The sequence below is a fragment of the Ideonella sp. genome (assembly GCF_036277275.1).
GTDB lineage: Bacteria > Pseudomonadota > Gammaproteobacteria > Burkholderiales > Burkholderiaceae_C > Ideonella.
Map to the genome: position 1 here is coordinate 1 of NZ_DASUNH010000068.1, position 16,657 is coordinate 16,657.

Below are 16,657 nucleotides of genomic sequence, written 5' to 3' on the forward strand. Positions count from 1 at the left end.
GCCATCAGCCAGCACCGTCAGCGAGTGACCTTGACGCGCCACCGCCAGCTTCGTCGCCAGCGGCGTGCGCCTGCCGTCCGCACCCACGATCGACGCCGTCGACTCGGCCTTGCCCGCGCCGCCGGCTTCCAGCCAGCGGCCATCGGGCAACTGCACCTTCGCCGCCGTCGCCGCCGCCGGCTTCACCACTGGCACCTTCGTCTGCGCCTGCGCCGTCTCCACCGACAGCCCCGCGGCCATCGTTACGCACACCACCACGCACGCGCTCACCACCGCCTTGCGGGCAAATTCAAAGTCCGACATTTCCTTCTCCCTCTGACATGACCCGGCGAGGACCGCTTTGGCGCTGTACTGCCGGGCACCTCAACGCCGCAGCCGCTCAGCGCGCCGTGAGCGCAGCATTGGCTTGGGCCGAGTTCTGGAACCTGGGGACGAAGGCCAGGCCGTAGTCACCACTCAGGGCAAAGTAGCCAGCGCCGAACTCGCACGTCGACTGGCTTGAGTAGAACGTGCAATACGTCGCCTGGCTGCCATCCGGCTTGTACAGATAGACCGTGACACTGGGGCTGTTGACGCCCGGGGCGATCACGAGGTCCTTCAGTGCCAGCCCGTAGGCCTTGCCCGCGACACCGGCGAACCGGTAGTAGCCCATGGCCTGGTCGGCGACGCTGACTGCTGTGGCCGTGCCGTCGGTCGGCAGGCTGGCCCCGGAGTTCGCGCTCTTCAGGTGAAGCTTCACCTGGCCTTCGTCGAGGTTGTCCGGCACAACCATCACCGTGTAGGTGCCGCTGACCGGGAGGACCGGCAGGCTCAGCACCTCGGCCGGCCGGCTGCTCGTGTACTGGTAGGCATACGCCATCTGGCTGCCATCGGGCCGATACACGTACACGTAGGTGTAGTTGTTCGTGCCCGTGTTGCCGTCGTCCAGCGTGTTGTTCGTCCACAGCAGCTGAAGGCTCTTGCCCGCCACGCCGTTGAAGGTGTAGCGCGCGTTCTGGCCCGCAGCCAGCGTGATCGTGGTGGGCTGGGCAGCGTCCACCGCCAGCTCACCGCTCAGGTCCTTGGACAGCACGGCCTTGAAGCTCGCGGCGTTCTGGAACTTGGGCCGGAACACCAACCCGTAGGCTCCGTCGACAGTGAACAGGCTCGGGCTGAACTTGCAGTCGGTTCCAGGCGTGAAACTGCAGGAGGTCACCTCGCTGCCGTCAGGCCTGTGGAGAGACACCGTCACGTTCGGGCTGTTCACGCCCGGCGTGAACACCAGGTCCTTCAGCGCCAGTCCGTAGCCCTTGCCCGCCGTGCCGGCGAACTGGAAGTAGCCCAGCTCCTGGTCGGCCACGTTCACTGAGGTCGCCGTGCCATCGGTCGGCAGCACCGTGCCGCTGTTGGCGCTTTTCAGATGCAGCTTGAGCTGGCCTTCGTCGAGGTTGTCCGGGTTCACCAGCACCGTGTAGACACCATCCACCGGCAACGCCGGCAAGCGCACGACCTCGCCCGCACGATCGCTCGTGTGCTGGGACTCGGACGTCAGCTGAGATCCGTCGGGCCTGTAGATGGTCACGTAGGTGTAGTTGTTCGTGCCCGTGTTGCCGTCATCCAGCGTGTTGTTGGTCCACAGCAGATGCAGGTTCCTTCCCGCCACGCCGGTGAACGTGTAGCGGGCATTCTGACCCGCCGCGAGCGTCACCGTCGTCGGTGCTGCCGCGTCGATGGTCAGCTCGGACCCGACATCCTTGCCCAGCTGAGCCTTGAAGCTGGCCGAGTTCTGGAACCGCGGCACGAACGCCAGGCCGTAGGTACCGTCAACGGGGAAGTAGTTCGGACCGAAGTCGCAATCACCAGCCGTCGAGAAGCTGCAATACGTTGCCTGGCTGCCGTCGGGCTTGTAGAGATACACCGTCACGTTCGGGCTGTTCGTGCCCGGCGTGAACACCAGGTCCTTCAGTGCCACGCCGTAGCCCTTGCCCGCCGTGCCCGTGAACTTGTAGTAGCCCAGTTCCTGGTCGGCCACGTTCACGGCCGTCGCGGTGCCGTCGGTCGGCAGCGCCGTACCGCTGTTGGCGCTCTTCAGGTGCAGCTTGACCTGGCCTTCGTCGAGGTTGTCCGGGTTCACCAGCACCGTGTACACACCATCCACCGGCAGCGGCGGCAGGCTCATCACCTCACCTGCGCGGTCGCTCGTGTACTGGCTTTCGGAGGTCAGCTGGTAGCCATCGGGCTTGTAGATGGTGACATAGGTGTAGTTGTTCGTTCCCGTGTTGCCGTCGTCCAGCGTGTTGTTCGTCCACAGCAGCTGCAGGTTCTTGCCCGTCACGCCGTTGAACGTGTAGCGCGCGTTCTGCCCCGCCTTCAGCGTCACCGTCGTCGGTGCGGCCGCGTCGATCTTCAGCTCGGTGCCAATGTCCTTGCCCAGCTGAGCCGTGAAGCTCGCCGAGTTCTGGAACTTGGGCACGAACACCAGGCCGTAGGTGCCGTCAACGGGGAAGTAGTTCGGACCGAACTCGCAATCGCCAGCCGTCGAGAAAGTGCAGTACGTCACCTGGCTGCCATCAGGCTTGTACAGATACGCCGTCACGCTCGGGCTGTTCACGCCCGGCGTGAACACCAGGTCCTTCAGCACCAGGCCATAGCCCTTGCCCGCCACCCCCGTGAACTTGTAGTAGCCCAGTTCCTGATCGGCCACGCTCACCGACGTAGCCGAAGCATCGGTCGCCAGCGCGGCACCGCTGTTGGCGCTCTTCAAGTGCAGCTTGACCTGCCCCTCGTCGAGGTTGTCCGGGTTCACCAGCACCGTGTAGACACCATCCACCGGCAGCGGCGGCAGGCTGATCACTTCGCCCGCGCGGTTGCTCGTGTACTGGTAGGCCGAAACCAGTTGGTTGCCATCCGGCTTGTACACATACACGTACGTGTAGTTGTTCGTGCCCGTGTTGCCGTCGTCCAGCGTGTTGTTCGTCAACAGCAGCTGCAGACTCTTGCCCGTCACACCGTTGAACGTGTAGCGCGCGTTCTGCCCGGCTTTCAGCGTCGCCGTCGTCGGCGCGGCTGCATCGATCTTCAGCTCGGTGCCCACATCTTTGGCCAACTGCACCGTGAAGCTGGCCGAGTTCAGGTACCGCGGCACGAACACCAGCCCGTAGGCACCATTGACCGTGAAATGGCTCGGCGCGAAATCGCAGTCCAGCGTGTTGGCGGTCAGCGAGCACGATGTCGCCAGGCTGCCGTCGGGACGGTACAGGTAGGCTGCCACGTTCGGGCTGTTCGTGCCCGGCGTGAACACCAGGTCTTTCAGCGCCAGGCCATAGCCCTTGCCAGCAACACCCGTAAAGCGGTGGTAGCCGAGCTCCTGATTGGCCACGCTCACCGCGGTGGCCGTGCCATCGGTTGGCAGGGCGCTGCCGCTGTTGGTGCTCTTCAGATGCAGCTTGATCTGCCCTTCATCCAGATTGTCGGGCGCCACCAGCACCGTGTAGGTCCCGTCCACCGGCAGCGCCGGCAGCGACAGCACCTGACCCGGCCGGTCGCTCGTGTATTGATAGGTCGACACCAACTGGCTGCCGTCGGGCTTGTACACATACACGTACGTGTAGTTGTTCGTACCCGTGTTGCCGTCGTCTATGGTGTTGTTCGTCAGCAGCAATTGCAGGCTCTTGCCCGTCACACCATTGAATTTGTAACGCGCGTTCTGCCCGGCCTTCAGCGTCGCCGTTGTCGGCGCAGCAGCATCGATCTTCAGCTCGGTGCCCACGTCCTTGCCCAGCTGGACCTTGAAGCTGGCCGAGTTCTGGTACCGCGGCACGAACACCAGCCCGTAGGCGCCATCGACCGTGAAATAGCTCGGCGCGAAGTCGCAATCGAGCGTGCTGCCAGTCAACGAGCACGATGTCGCCAGGCTGCCGTCAGGACGGTACAGGTAGGCCATCACGTTCGGGCTGTTCGTGCCCGGCGTGAACACCAGGTCCTTCAGCACCAGACCGTAGCCCTTGCCCGTCACGCCGTTGAAGCGGTAGTAGCCCACCTCCTGATCGGCCACACTCACGGCCGTCAACGTGCCGTCGGTCGGCAAGGCGGTGCCACTGTTGGTGCTCTTCAGGTGCAGCTTGATCTGCCCTTCATCGAGGTTGTCAGGCGTCACCAGCACCGTGTAGGTCCCGTCCACCGGCAGCGCCGGCAGACTCAGCACCTGACCCGGCCGGTCGCTCGTGTACTGATAGGCCGACGCCAACTGGCCACCGTCGGGCTTGTACACATGCACATACGTGTGGTTGTTCGTGCCCGTGTTGCCGTCGTCGATCGTGTTGTTCGTCAACAGCAGCTGCAGACTCTTGCCCGTCACACCGTTGAACGTGTAGCGCGCGTTCTGCCCGGCCTTCAGCGTCGCCGTGGTCGGCGCGGCTGCATCGATCTTCAGCTCGGTGCCCACGTCCTTGCCCAACTGGACCTTGAAGCTGACCGAGTTCTGATACCGCGGCACGAACACCAGCCCGTAGGCGCCGTTGACAGTGAAGTAGCTCGGCGCAAAGTCGCAGTCCAGCGAGCTGGGATACAGCGTGCATGAGGTCGCCAAGCTGCCGTCAGGACGGTACAGGTGGGCTGTCACGTTCGGGCTGTTCGTGCCCGGCGTGAACGCCAGGTCCTTCAGCGCCAACCCATAGCCCTTGCCCGCAACGCCGTTGAAGCGGTAATAGCCCAACTCCTGATCGGCCACGGTCACCGCCGTCGCCGTGCCATCGGTCGGCAGGGCGGTGCCGCTGTTGGTGCTCTTCAGGTGCAGCTTGACCTGCCCTTCATCGAGGTTGTCTGGCCTCACCAGCACGGTGTAAGTCCCGTCCACCGGCAGCGCCGGCAGCGACAGCAGTTGGCCCGGCCGGTCGCTCGTGTATTGATAGGTCGACACCAACTGACTGCCGTCGGGCTTGTACACATACACGTACGTGTAGTTGTTCGTGCCCGTGTTGCCGTCGTCCAGCGTGTTGTTCGTCAGCAGCAGCTGCAGGCTCTTGCCCGTCACACCGTTGAACGTGTAGCGCGCGTTCTGACCCGTCTTCAATGCCGCCAAGGTAGGCGTTGGCGCATCAATCGCCAGCACACCCTGGATGCTGGACACGACGCCGAGATTGACCGCCCCTGTCTCGGTCGCTTTGGGAATGAAAACGAGGGTGTAGGTGCCGTTGACCGTCAGCGGTTTGACGAAATCCACGACGCCACTGTTGTTCACATAGCTGGAGGATTCGATGCGGATGCCGTCTGGACGGTAGACCTCCATCGAAGCGGACGATGTAAAAGTACCTGCAGTGGTCAGCAGGCTGAGATATTGGCCCGCCTTGCCATCGAAGATCACCAATGCCTTCTTGCCCTGATTTGCAACGACCAGGGGAACGACTGCGCCATCGACGCGCGCTCGCGCTTTGAATTCAATCTCCGACACCAAGTGCGCACCGGGGACGGCATAGAAATCTGCCGAATTGGCTGATTTTCCGTAGCGCGTGGCGACGTTGATCGGGCCTGAAGGCGCCCCTGGGGGGACTTTGGCCTTGAGAAGGGTTGGGGAAGGACTGTCAGCGTCTGAAATAATCTGCGCCGGCCCTGCCGAAAATGCGACGGAATTATCTGCAACGCCTGCCTGAAAGTTATTCCCTGCAATTGCTACAACGTCTGCCGGCTTGCCAATATCAGGGGTAATCGACACGATCACGGGAATAGGCTTGTCGGCTCCCGTCACAAAGTCGGTCGCACTGGTCACCTGCCCTCTGACGTTGCTGACGGTGATCCGCCCCGTTGTGGCCCCGGCCGGAACTTTGACAACCAAAACATTCGACGTCGCCGACTGGACCCCGGCCGTCTTGCCGTTGAATTTCACGGTATTCTCGGCGGCAACGGCGCTGAAACCCGAGCCGTAGAGCGTCACGATCGTGCCGCTGGGGCCCGCATTGGGCGTGAATTCAGCCAGCGCCAAAGTGTTGACTGCGAAGCGCTTGACCTCGGTGATATTACCGACGGGGTCGTATTTGTACTGAACGCTGGCCCCATCGGGCGCCACGACCTGAACCAGCCGCCCCAGCTCATCGTAGACGTGGCCAACGTCCGCATAGGCAGCCGCACTGCAGAGCAGTAATGCCAAACCCATGCGCCTGACAAGACCATGCACCCCGCAGATCGACATCAGTCGACGCAATAGGGCCCCAACGCTATATCCGCAGCGCAGTTTTGACATCTCTCCCCCGGCAAAGAAATATGCTCAAGCCTGAGGAAGCATCAAAAAAATACGCTGACACGGTGCGTGCCAGTGCCCCCTCCCCTCGTGCCACTGAAAACTTCTTGTAGCTTTCGGCTTCGCGGCGATGCTAGAGGATGGAATCGTCTCCCAACAATTCAATTACAAGAATTTACATCTCGTCTTTGCATGTCATTCAAACTCGGGTGCGGCCCGGACCTAATTCTCATAGTTCACAGAACGAAACCTGCCGAAGACGTCAATCCCCATACCATAGGGATATGCTTTGGCCGGCTTCAACCACTCTTCAAGGCGGCGCGCAGCTGGTCACCGAGTTCCGGCCGATGCACAAACGGATCGGTCGGGTTGCGCATCTTGACGATGTCTTCGGCCCGCACCGCGACCGGCGCCAAAGCCCGCTCGTTCGGGTGGCTGAAGATGTAGAAGCGCCTGGCTTGCATCGCGTCGAACACGAACTGCGCCACCTCGGCCGCGCTGACCTTGCCACTGGCCACGGCCTTCTCACCCAGCGCCTTGGCGACCTTCTGGCTCGCCGTCATCGCGCCACTGTCGGCCATCTCGCCGGGGCGGGTTCGTTCGCTGCGCGCAATGCCGGTCGGCACGAAGTACGGGCACAGCACGTGGGCGTGCACCTGGTCGGTCACCAGCGCCAAGTCCTGATACAGGGTTTCGCTCAACGCGACCACGCCGTGCTTGGTGACGTTGTAGGCACCCTGGTTGGGCATGTTGACCAGACCCGCCATCGATGCCGTGTTGACGATGTGGCCTTGGTAGCTCGGGTCCTTCTTCGCCGTAGCCAGCATCATCGGCGTGAACACGCGCACCCCATGGGCCACGCCCATCAGGTTGACGCCGATGGTCCACTCCCAGTCCTTCAGCGTGTGTTCCCAGATCAGCCCGCCGACGGAGACGCCGGCGTTGTTGAACACAAAGTGCGGGGCGCCGAAATGCGCCATCGTCGCGTCGGCCAGGGTCTGCACGCGCTCGGCATTCGACACGTCGAGTTGGAACGGCAGCACCTTGGCGCCGAGTGCCTCGATCTCGACCACGGCTGCCGCCAGCGGCTCGGGCATCACGTCGGCCATCACGACGTTCATGCCCTCGCGCGCCGCAATGCGCGAAACCTCCAGGCCGAAGCCCGATGCCGCCCCGGTGATGACCGCCGTGCGGCCGCTGAAGTAACCCATGGTGTGCCCTTCGAAATAAATCTAGTGAATGGGGTTGGCGCGCGCGATCAATGTGTCGAACGGTGCGTTGCGCTGAAGGCTGCCGAACGCGCCGAGCGAATCGCCGCTGGCGATGCGCGAGTCGCAGAACGCGGCGAACACGAAGTCCGGGGCGTGCTGGCGCAACAAGGCCGCCTGCACGGCCAGCGCCACGTCGCGCGCCAGGATGCGGGCTTCGACCTCGTCGGTCAGGCCGTCAAGCCGCGTCGGCAGCGCGTCGGCCAGGCGGTCGAACGCCACATGCGCACCGCGCGCCGGCGCCAGCTCGGCCACCAGCGCATCGGCCACCGGGCCCCCACGCAGAGAGCGCAGCAGGTCAATCGCCATGATGTTTCCCGCCCCTTCCCAGATCGAGTTCAGCGGCATCTCGCGGTAGATGCGGGCCATCAGGCCCTCCCCGTGTTCCTCGACATAGCCGTTGCCGCCCAGGCACTCCATCGCCTCCTGCGCGAAATGGCTGCCGCGTTTGCAGACCCAGAATTTGGCCACCGGCGTCAGCACGCGCCGCATGATGGCCTCGTGGCCGCTGGCGTCCTGCCCGTGCTCGGTGCGGTCGACGGTGCGCGCCACACGCATCGCCAACGCGGTGGCGGCCTCGCTCTCGAGCGCCAGGTCCGCCAGCACGTTGCGCATCAAGGGCTGTTCGATCAGCGGCTTGCCAAACGCCTGCCGCTGCGCGGTGTGATGGATCGCCAGCGACAGCGCCTGGCGCATCAGCCCCGCAGTGCCCAGCGCGCAATCGAGCCGCGTCAGCGCCCCCATCGCCAGGATCTGCGGGATGCCGCGGCCCTCATCGCCAACACGCCAGCCCAGAGCGTCGCGAAACTCGACCTCGGAGCTCGCGTTGGCGTGATTGCCCAGCTTGTCCTTCAAGCGCTGGATCTCGACACGGTTGCGCGTTCCGTCCGGCAACCAGCGCGGCACCAGGAAGCAACTGAGGCCTGCAGTGGTCTGCGCCAGGACCAGGTGCGCATCGCACATCGGCGCCGAGAAGAACCACTTGTGACCGGTGATGCGGTAGCGCTCACCCCACACGTCGGCGCCATCACGCTCGGCACGCGTCGTGTTGGCGCGCACATCCGAGCCGCCCTGTTTCTCGGTCATGCCCATGCCGAGCGTCACACCGGTCTTCTGCGCCAGTGGCAAGCTGCGTGCGTCATAGACGGGCGCTGTCAACTTGGCTGACCAGTCCGCGTGCAGCGCTGCGTTGGCCTTCAGCGCCGGCGTGACCGCGTAACTCATCGACACCGGGCACAGCACCGAAGGCTCCAACTCGGTGAAGAGCATGAAACCGGCGGCGCGGCGCAGGTGGCCGCCCGGCCCTTCAGCCCACGGTGTGCCGTGCAACCCGTGGCCAAGCGCAGTGCCCAGCAACGCGTGGTAGCTGGGGTGAAACTCGACCTCGTCGATGCGTCGGCCTTGTCGATCGTGCGTATGCAGCACCGGCGGGTTCACGTTGGCCAGGCGAGCGTGCACCTGCAGCTCGGCGCTGCCGGCTTCGACGCCCAGGCAATTGAGCGTTGCATCGCCCGTGGTCGGGCCGTGGAACGCCAGCGCATCGCGCAGCGGCTGGTTGCCTTCGAACAGATCGGCACCGACCAGCGGCGCACTCTGGTTCGTCACTTCATGGGTCGGCGTCGACATGTTGTTCATGGCAGTCTCAGCATCTCCTGGTGCGGGATGTTGTCTTCCTGGTAGGGCTCGCCGATCGGCTGGAAGCCGAAATCGCCGTAGAACCTGGCGAGATGCGCCTGCGCGCTGATGCGGTTCGGCTGGCCGGGATAAGCCTCGGCGCAGCGCCGGATGGCTTCGGCCATCATCACGCGGCCGAGGCCGGTGCCGCGCAGCTTCCCATCGATCACGACGCGGCCGATCGACGGCTCATCGTATTTCAGGCCCGGGTCGACGACCCGCAGGTACAGCAGCAGTTCACCGGCATGCGGGCCGGTCTCGGGCCGCCCCAGCAGGTGCCAGCTGTGCTGGTCCAGCCCGTCGGCGTCGAGATAGGGGCAGTCCTGCTCGAGCACGAACACGCGCTGGCGCAGTTGCAGCACGTCGTACAAGCCCTGCAGGTCCAGCCCACCGAAGCGGCACCATTGCCAATGGGTGGGGATCGTCGCCATCAGACCAGCTTGACCAGTTGCTTGCCGAAGTTCTTGCCCTTCAGCAAGCCCAGGAAGGCTTCGGGCGCGCTGGCAATGCCCTGCGCCACCGTCTCGCGGTACTTGAACTTGCCCGTCGCCACCAGTGTGCCCAGCTCCTTCAGCGCTTCGGGCCAGACCTCCATGTGCTCGCTGACGATGAAGCCTTCGAGCTTCATGCGGTTGGTCAGCAGCAGCTGCGGATAGGTCATCGGGATCGGCTCGCCGTTGTAGCCCGAGATCATTCCGCACATCGCGATGCGGCTGAACGCATTGGCGCGCAGCATCACCGCGTCGAGGATCATGCCGCCGACGTTCTCGAAGTAGCCGTCGACGCCGTTCGGGCAGGCTTCCTTCAGCGCCTTCGACAGGCTCTTCAAGTCGCCATGCGCCTTGTAGTCGATGCAAGCATCGAAGCCCAGCTCTTCGACGACCTGCGCGCACTTTTGCGGACCACCGGCGATGCCCACCACACGGCAGCCGCGCACCTTCGCGAGCTGGCCCACGGCACCACCGACAGCGCCGCTGGCCGCACTGACGACCACCGTCTCACCCGCCTTCGGATTGATGATCTTCACCAGGCCATACCAGGCGGTCACACCGGGCATGCCGACCGCGCCGAGGTAGGCCGACAGCGGGATGTGCGTCGTGTCCACCTTCTGCAGCACACCCCGCTGGCTGGCATTGACGACCAGGTACTCCTGCCAGCCCCCCATGCCGACCACCTTGTCGCCGGGCTTGAAATGCTCGTTCCTCGACTCGACCACCTCGCCGACGGTGCCGCCGATCATCACCTCGTTCAACGGCTGCGGCGCGGCATAGCTCTTGGAATCGTTCATGCGGCCGCGCATGTAAGGGTCCAGGCTCACGAAGTGGTTGCGCACCAGCACCTGGCCGTCGGCCAGCGCCGGCACCGGCGTCTCGACCAGGCGGAAGTTGTCGACGGTGGGCTCGCCCTCGGGGCGCGAGGCGAGCAGGATCTGGTGGTTGATCGTGGTCATGGTGTTCTTCCTTTCAGGGGTTCTCTTGGTCGTTGCGTTGCAGCGGCTTCAACTGTCGGCCCTTGGCGGGCAGCGCACGCACGTACTTGAAAGTGCCGGTGGCATGGGCGCACAAGTGGCCGTCGGCATCGAACACCGACGCTTCGCAGAAGGCCATCGTCGAGGTGCGATGCAGCAGCTTGCCGAGTGCGCGCAGTTCGCCCTCGGCCGGCCGCATGAAACTGGACTTCATCTCGATCGTCGCGACGCCGGGACCGTCGAGGTTCATGCTGCGCGCCGCGATGGCCATCGCCACGTCCATCATGGTCATCAGCACACCACCGTGGGCGACTTCCCACGAATTCATGTGGGCGTCGTTCAGGTCCACCCGCAGCTCGCTGGCGCCGCCCGCGCAGGCGTGCAACTCCAGCCCGAGCTGCTCGACGAACGGCACGCGGACCGGGAACGGGATCTTGGTCTTCGACAACTCGCTCAACCTCCGGTCAAGGCCGACACACCGCCATCCACCGCGAGGATCTGCCCGGTGATGTGCTTGCCTGCGGCCGATGCGAACAACAGCGCCGCGCCCTTCAGGTCGTCGTCGTCGCCCAGCCGGCCCAGCGGCGCGTGCGCGGCCATCTTCTCGGCCCCCAACTTCTCCAGCAGGCCCTTGGTCATCTTGCTCGGGAAGAAGCCCGGCGCGATCGCATTGACCGTGATGCCATGGCGGCCCCATTCACCGGCCAGCGCGCGGGTGAAGTTGACCACCGCGCCTTTGCTGGTGTTGTAGGCGATCGTCTGCATCTCGGGCGGGTTGCCGCCCAGGCCGGCGATCGAGGCCACGTTGATGATGCGGCCGGCGCGGCGCGGGATCATGCTCGCATTGGCGACCAATTGGCTGAAGACGAACAGGCTGCGGATGTTCAGGTTCATCACCTTGTCCCAGGCCTCGAGCGGGTGCGATTCAGCCGGCGCACCCCAGGTGGCGCCCGCATTGTTGACGAGGATGTCGATGCGGCCCAGGCGCTCCATCATCTCGGTCACCACCCGCTTGGCGTCTTCGGGCTGGCTCGCATCGGCCGCGACCCAGCGGGTGTCGATGCCCTTGGCCTGCAACTGCGCCGCCGCCTCTTCCAGGTCGCCCGCCTTGCGCGACGACAGCAGGATCTTCGCGCCCGCTTCGCCAAGTGATTCGGCGATCTGCAGGCCCAGCCCGCGCGAGCCGCCGGAGACGAGGGCCGTCTGGCCTTCGAGGTTGAAGAGTTGTTGGATGGGGGTGCTCATGGGCGCTCCTGGTGGTGTGAGGTTGCTGGTCCTTCGACAGGCTCAGGACCGTGCTTCGACAAGCTCAGCACGAACGGGGTGTGGCGGTTCGACGCGTGCCTCACCACCGTTCGCCCTGAGCTTGTCGAAGGGTCTCCGATGAGTCAAAACCATTCATCGTGCATTTCGCGGCACACCGCTTCACGCGCGCTCACCACCTTGAGCCACGCATCGACCAGCGGCAGTTCGTAGGCATAGAAATAGCGGCAAGCCGCGAGGGTCCCCTCGCGTCGCGCCGTATCGGCATCGCGCGCGGCCAAGGCCACATCGAGCCAGATCCACGCGATCACCACGTGGCCGAAGGCCTGCAGGTACGGTGTCGCGTTGGCCAGCGCCTCTTCCGGCACGCCGGTGGCCCAGGCCGATTTGGTGGCGGCGCCCAGTCTCTGCACAGCCGCACCGAGCTGCGTCGCGAACTCGGCCAGCCCGTCGGCGTGACCCGCGCGCTCGATCGTCTCGTTGATGCGCGTGGCCAGCAGCTTCAGCCCGGCGCCGCCTTGCATCACGACCTTGCGGCCCAGCAGGTCCAGCGCCTGGATGCCGTGGGTGCCCTCGTGGATCATGTTCAGGCGGTTGTCGCGCCAGTACTGCTCGACCGGGAAGTCACGCGTGTAGCCATAGCCGCCATGCACCTGGATCGCCAGGCTGTTCGCTTCCAGGCACCATTGGCTCGGGAAGCTCTTGGTGATCGGTGTCAGCACCTCCAGCAGCAATGCCGCTTCGGCCGCCGCCTGCGGCGTGCCCGTGTGCTGCTCATCCACCAGGCGAGCGCAATACAAGCCCAGCGCCAGCGCGCCTTCGCTGAAGGCCTTCTGCGCCAGCAGCATGCGCTTGACGTCCGCATGCTCGATGATCGGCACCTGCGGCGCCGCCGCGTCCTTGCCGCCCTCTGTGATCGGCCGGCCTTGCGGACGTTGGCGGGCATAGGCGAGCGAAGCTTCGTAGCCCGCATAGCCCAGCATCGCCGCACCCAGACCCACGGCGATGCGCGCCTCGTTCATCATGTGGAACATGCAGCGCAGGCCCTCACCGGGCCGGCCGACCAGGTAGCCCACGGCCCCGGCTCGCCCGCCCGGCTTGAAGCGGCCTTCGCCGAAGTTCAGCAGCGTGTTCGTCGTGCCACGCCAACCGCACTTGTGGTTCAGCCCGGCCAACGCCACGTCGTTGCGTTCGCCGGTCAGTTGCGCATCCGTGCCGACCAGCTTCTTCGGCACGACGAACAGAGAGATGCCCTTCGTGCCCGGCACCAGCTTGCCGTCGGGCCCGGGGATCTTCGCCAGCACCAGGTGGATGATGTTCTCGGTCAGCTCGTGCTCGCCGGCCGAGATCCACATCTTGTTGCCGGTCAGGCGAAAACGCGGGCCCAGCGGATCCGCTTCGAAGTCGTCGCCATCGGGCACGGCGCGCGTTGCCACGTCGGACAGGCTGGAGCCGGCCTGCGGCTCCGACAGACACATCGTCCCCGACCAGCGGCCGCTGAACTCGTTCAGCGCGAAGACCTGCTTCTGCGCCTCGGTGCCGTGCGCCATCAGCAGGTTCGCATTGCCCACCGTCAGCAGGCTGCCGCCGATGCCAACCGAAGCCTTGGCGAAGAACGCATTGGCCGCGGCTTCGACGGTGTACGGCAATTGCATCCCGCCGATCTCGTAGTCTTGCGCCGCGCTCAACATGCCGGACTCGCCGAACGCCTTCCAGGCATCGTGCGTGGCCTGCGGCAGGATCACCTTCTCGCCATCGAAGCGTGGTTCCTCGATGTCGATCAGGCGGTTGAACGGCGCAAACTTCTCCCGGGCCAGGCGCTCGCTGGCGTCCAGCACCGAGCCGAAGGTCTCGCGCGAATGGTCGGCAAAACGCGGCCGGTCGACCAGCGAATCGGCGCGCAGCCAGTCGTGGAGCAGAAAGTCGATCGTCGGTCGCAACATGGGGCCCCCACGCCCCCTTCCGGGGGCTGCCCCCCAAGGGGGCTCACGCAGCGGACCGGCAAAGCCGGATCCGCGCACGCCACTTGATGAACGGCGGCTCCGTTGGAGCGCCTCGCTGGATCATGCCGAGCGTCTGTCAAAGCACCTCGAAGATCCCGGCAGCGCCCATGCCACCGCCAATGCACATCGTCACGCACACGCGCTTGGCGCCGCGGCGCTTGCCCTCGATCAGCGCATGGCCGGTCAGGCGCTGGCCCGACACGCCGTACGGGTGGCCGACCGCGATCGCACCGCCGTTGACGTTGAGCTTGTCCATCGGGATGCCGAGCTTGTCTGCGCAGTACAGCACCTGCACCGCGAAGGCTTCGTTCAGCTCCCACAGATCGATGTCGTTGACCGTCAAGCCCAGGCGCGACAGCACCTTGGGCACGGCGAAGACCGGGCCGATGCCCATCTCGTCGGGCTCGCAACCGGCCACCGCAAAGCCGAGGAAGCGGCCCAGCGGCTTCAGGCCCTTGCGCTCGGCATAGGCCTCGCTGACCACCGCGCAGGCGCCGGCGCCATCGCTGAACTGGCTCGCATTGCCGGCGGTCACCACGCCGCCGGGCATCGCGGTGCGGATGTCCTTGATCGAGTCGTAGGTCGTGCCTTCGCGCAGGCCTTCGTCGGCGCCGACGGTCACTTCCTTCGTGCGCAGGCCCAGCACCTTGTCGGCGACACCGGCCGTCACCGTGATCGGCACGATCTCGTCGTTGAACTTGCCAGCCGCTTGCGCCGCGCAGGCCTTTTGCTGGCTGCCCGCACCGTAATGGTCCATGCGCTCCTTCGAGATGTTGTAGCGCTTGGCCACGTTCTCTGCCGTCTGCAGCATGCTCCAGTAGATCTCGGGCTTGTGCTCCTTCAGCCAGCTGTCCTGCAGCATGTGGGTGTTCATCTCCTGCTGCACGCACGAGATGCTCTCGACGCCGCCGGCCACGTAGACATCGCCTTCGCCGGCGATGATGCGTTGCGCAGCCATCGCGATGGTCTGCAAGCCACTCGAGCAGAAGCGGTTGACCGTGGCGCCACTGACGGTGATCGGCAGCCCGGCGCGCAGCGCGATCTGGCGCGCGATGTTGGCGCCGGTTGCACCCTCGGGGTTGGCGCAGCCCATCAGCACGTCTTCGATCGCGCCCGGGTCGATGCCGGCGCGCTCGACGGCTGCCTTGACCGCGTGGCCGCCCAGCGTGGCACCATGGGTCATGTTGAAGGCGCCCTTCCAGCTCTTGGCCAGCGGCGTGCGTGCGGTGGAAACGATGACGGCTCGGCTCATGGCGGGCTCCTGTGGGGGACGTTGATTCAAGCGCCTGCGCCAGCGGCCTGGCTGACGAGGCGGTGGTAGAAGCGGATCAGCTCGGCCAGGTTGGCGGCCGAGATGCGTTCGTTGGTGCCGTGGAAACGGGCCAGGTCTTCGGGCTTGGCGCGCACCGGCGAGAAGCGGTAGATGTGGTCGCTGATGGCCTCGAAGTGGCGCGAGTCCGTGGCGCCGATCATCAGCCCCGGCGCCACCAGCGTGCCCGGAAAAACCTCGCGCACGGTCTTGTTGATCAATTGGTACGAAGCCGATTGCGTGGGCGAGACGCGCGACGCCTCGCTGGCATTCGGCAACGCCGACAGCTCGTAGCGCCCGCCTGGCATCGTGGCCTCGGCCACGTCGTGCACATGGCCCATCACCGCCGAGGCGCTGTCGCCCGGCAGCAGACGAAAGTTGACGGTCGCCTCGGCCCGGCCGGGCAACACGTTCTCCTTGTTGCCGGCGCTCGTCATCGTCAGCGCCGTGGTCGTGCGCAGCATCGCGTTGGTGCTGGCCTTGGCCTCGAGCTGCTTCTGCACCACCGGGCCGAACAGCCACAGGTTCGACAGCGCGATGCGGCCAAACCCACTCATCTCGGGGGCAACGGTCTCGAACATCTCGCGCGCCACGCCGCGAATGCCGCCGGGCAGCTGCTTGTCGTCCAACCGCTTCAGCGCCGCGCTCATCATCGCGATCGCACTCTCGCCCTTGGGTGGCGGCATCGACGAGTGCCCTGGCGTGGCCGGCACTTTCAGCACCACCGACAAGTAGCCCTTCTCGGCGATGCCGATCAGCGCGGCTGGCTTGCTGAGGCCCGGCATGATGCCCTCGGTGATCAACAGGCCCTCGTCGATGACGAAGTCCAGCCGCTCGCCACGCGATTTCAGCAGTGCCGCGATCTGCTTGGCGCCACGCTCGCCGCTGACTTCTTCATCGGCGCCAAAGGCCAGGTGGATCGTGCGCTTGGGCTGGAAGCCGCTGCTCGCCAGCAGCTCCATCGTCTCCATCTGCGCGATCAGGTTGCCCTTGTCGTCCCACGCGCCGCGGCCCCAGACGAAACCGTCTTTCACCGTGCCGGCAAACGGTTGCTCGACCCAGTCGCGCTCGGTGCCCGGGGACACCGGCACCACGTCCTGGTGCGCCATCAGCAGGATGGGCTGGAGCTTCGGGTCCGATCCCTTCCAGGTGTAGAGCAGGCTCAAGCCTCCGACCAGCTCGCGCTGCATCACCGCGTGCGCCTTCGGGTAGCGCGCCTGCAGCATCGTGTGCAACTGCTCGAACTGGTCGGTGTTCAGCGCCGCATCGTCATAGCTCGAGATCGTGCGCGCACGGATCGCCTCGGCAAGCCGTGTCGCGGCGCCGGCTTCGTCGACCACCAGCGGCGGCGCCGGCGGCACGTCGAGCTGGCGCGAGCCCTGCCGCAGCGTGTTCACCGCGACAGCGGCGACCAGCAGGCCCAGCACGGCCAGGATCGTGAGCAGCAGGCGGCGCAACACG

At 65.3% G+C, this 16,657-nt stretch carries 11 protein-coding genes and 1 pseudogene; all 12 read right to left on the reverse strand.

The genetic code is table 11. The features are described 5' to 3' along the window. The coding region (locus VFY73_RS12195) for a hypothetical protein (RefSeq protein WP_329719025.1) at window positions 1–303 on the reverse strand (303 nt) is incomplete at its 3' end. 76 nt (window positions 304–379) lie between these two features. Continuing rightward, window positions 380–5,341 carry a hypothetical protein gene (locus VFY73_RS12200; protein WP_329719027.1) on the reverse strand — a complete coding sequence of 1,654 codons (4,962 nt, stop codon included), beginning with the start codon at window positions 5,339–5,341 and terminating at the stop codon, window positions 380–382. 144 nt (window positions 5,342–5,485) lie between these two features. Continuing rightward, a pseudogene (locus VFY73_RS30440) lies at window positions 5,486–6,214 on the reverse strand (IPT/TIG domain-containing protein); the annotation flags it as partial. A 296-nt stretch (window positions 6,215–6,510) separates the two neighbouring features. Beyond that, window positions 6,511–7,422, reverse strand: a complete 912-nt coding sequence (locus VFY73_RS12210; RefSeq protein WP_329719031.1) for an SDR family oxidoreductase — start codon at window positions 7,420–7,422, stop codon at window positions 6,511–6,513. A 21-nt stretch (window positions 7,423–7,443) separates the two neighbouring features. Further along, a complete protein-coding gene (locus VFY73_RS12215) occupies window positions 7,444–9,114 on the reverse strand; it encodes an isovaleryl-CoA dehydrogenase (protein WP_414654449.1) in 1,671 nt (556 codons plus the stop codon). Beyond that, complete coding sequence (locus tag VFY73_RS12220; protein WP_329719033.1) at window positions 9,111–9,584, reverse strand: GNAT family N-acetyltransferase; 474 nt, start codon at window positions 9,582–9,584, stop codon at window positions 9,111–9,113. Before VFY73_RS12220 ends, VFY73_RS12215 begins: the two co-directional genes overlap by 4 nt. Beyond that, window positions 9,584–10,603 carry an NADP-dependent oxidoreductase gene (locus VFY73_RS12225; protein ID WP_329719035.1) on the reverse strand — a complete coding sequence of 340 codons (1,020 nt, stop codon included), beginning with the start codon at window positions 10,601–10,603 and terminating at the stop codon, window positions 9,584–9,586. The genes VFY73_RS12220 and VFY73_RS12225 overlap by 1 nt, the downstream gene beginning before the upstream one ends. Before the next feature lie 13 nt (window positions 10,604–10,616). Further along, window positions 10,617–11,069, reverse strand: a complete 453-nt coding sequence (locus VFY73_RS12230; protein WP_329719037.1) for a PaaI family thioesterase — start codon at window positions 11,067–11,069, stop codon at window positions 10,617–10,619. 5 nt (window positions 11,070–11,074) lie between these two features. Further along, a complete protein-coding gene (locus VFY73_RS12235) occupies window positions 11,075–11,866 on the reverse strand; it encodes an SDR family oxidoreductase (RefSeq protein ID WP_329719039.1) in 792 nt (263 codons plus the stop codon). A 143-nt stretch (window positions 11,867–12,009) separates the two neighbouring features. Then, window positions 12,010–13,827, reverse strand: coding sequence for an acyl-CoA dehydrogenase (locus VFY73_RS12240; RefSeq protein ID WP_329719041.1), 1,818 nt, complete (start codon window positions 13,825–13,827; stop codon window positions 12,010–12,012). Between the two features lie 136 nt (window positions 13,828–13,963). Further along, window positions 13,964–15,139 (reverse strand): acetyl-CoA C-acyltransferase, encoded by a 1,176-nt coding sequence (locus tag VFY73_RS12245; protein WP_329719043.1) that lies wholly within the window; start codon window positions 15,137–15,139, stop codon window positions 13,964–13,966. Between the two features lie 26 nt (window positions 15,140–15,165). Next, window positions 15,166–16,656, reverse strand: a complete 1,491-nt coding sequence (locus VFY73_RS12250; RefSeq protein WP_329719045.1) for a M20 family peptidase — start codon at window positions 16,654–16,656, stop codon at window positions 15,166–15,168. Between the last annotated feature and the right edge of the window lies 1 nt (window position 16,657).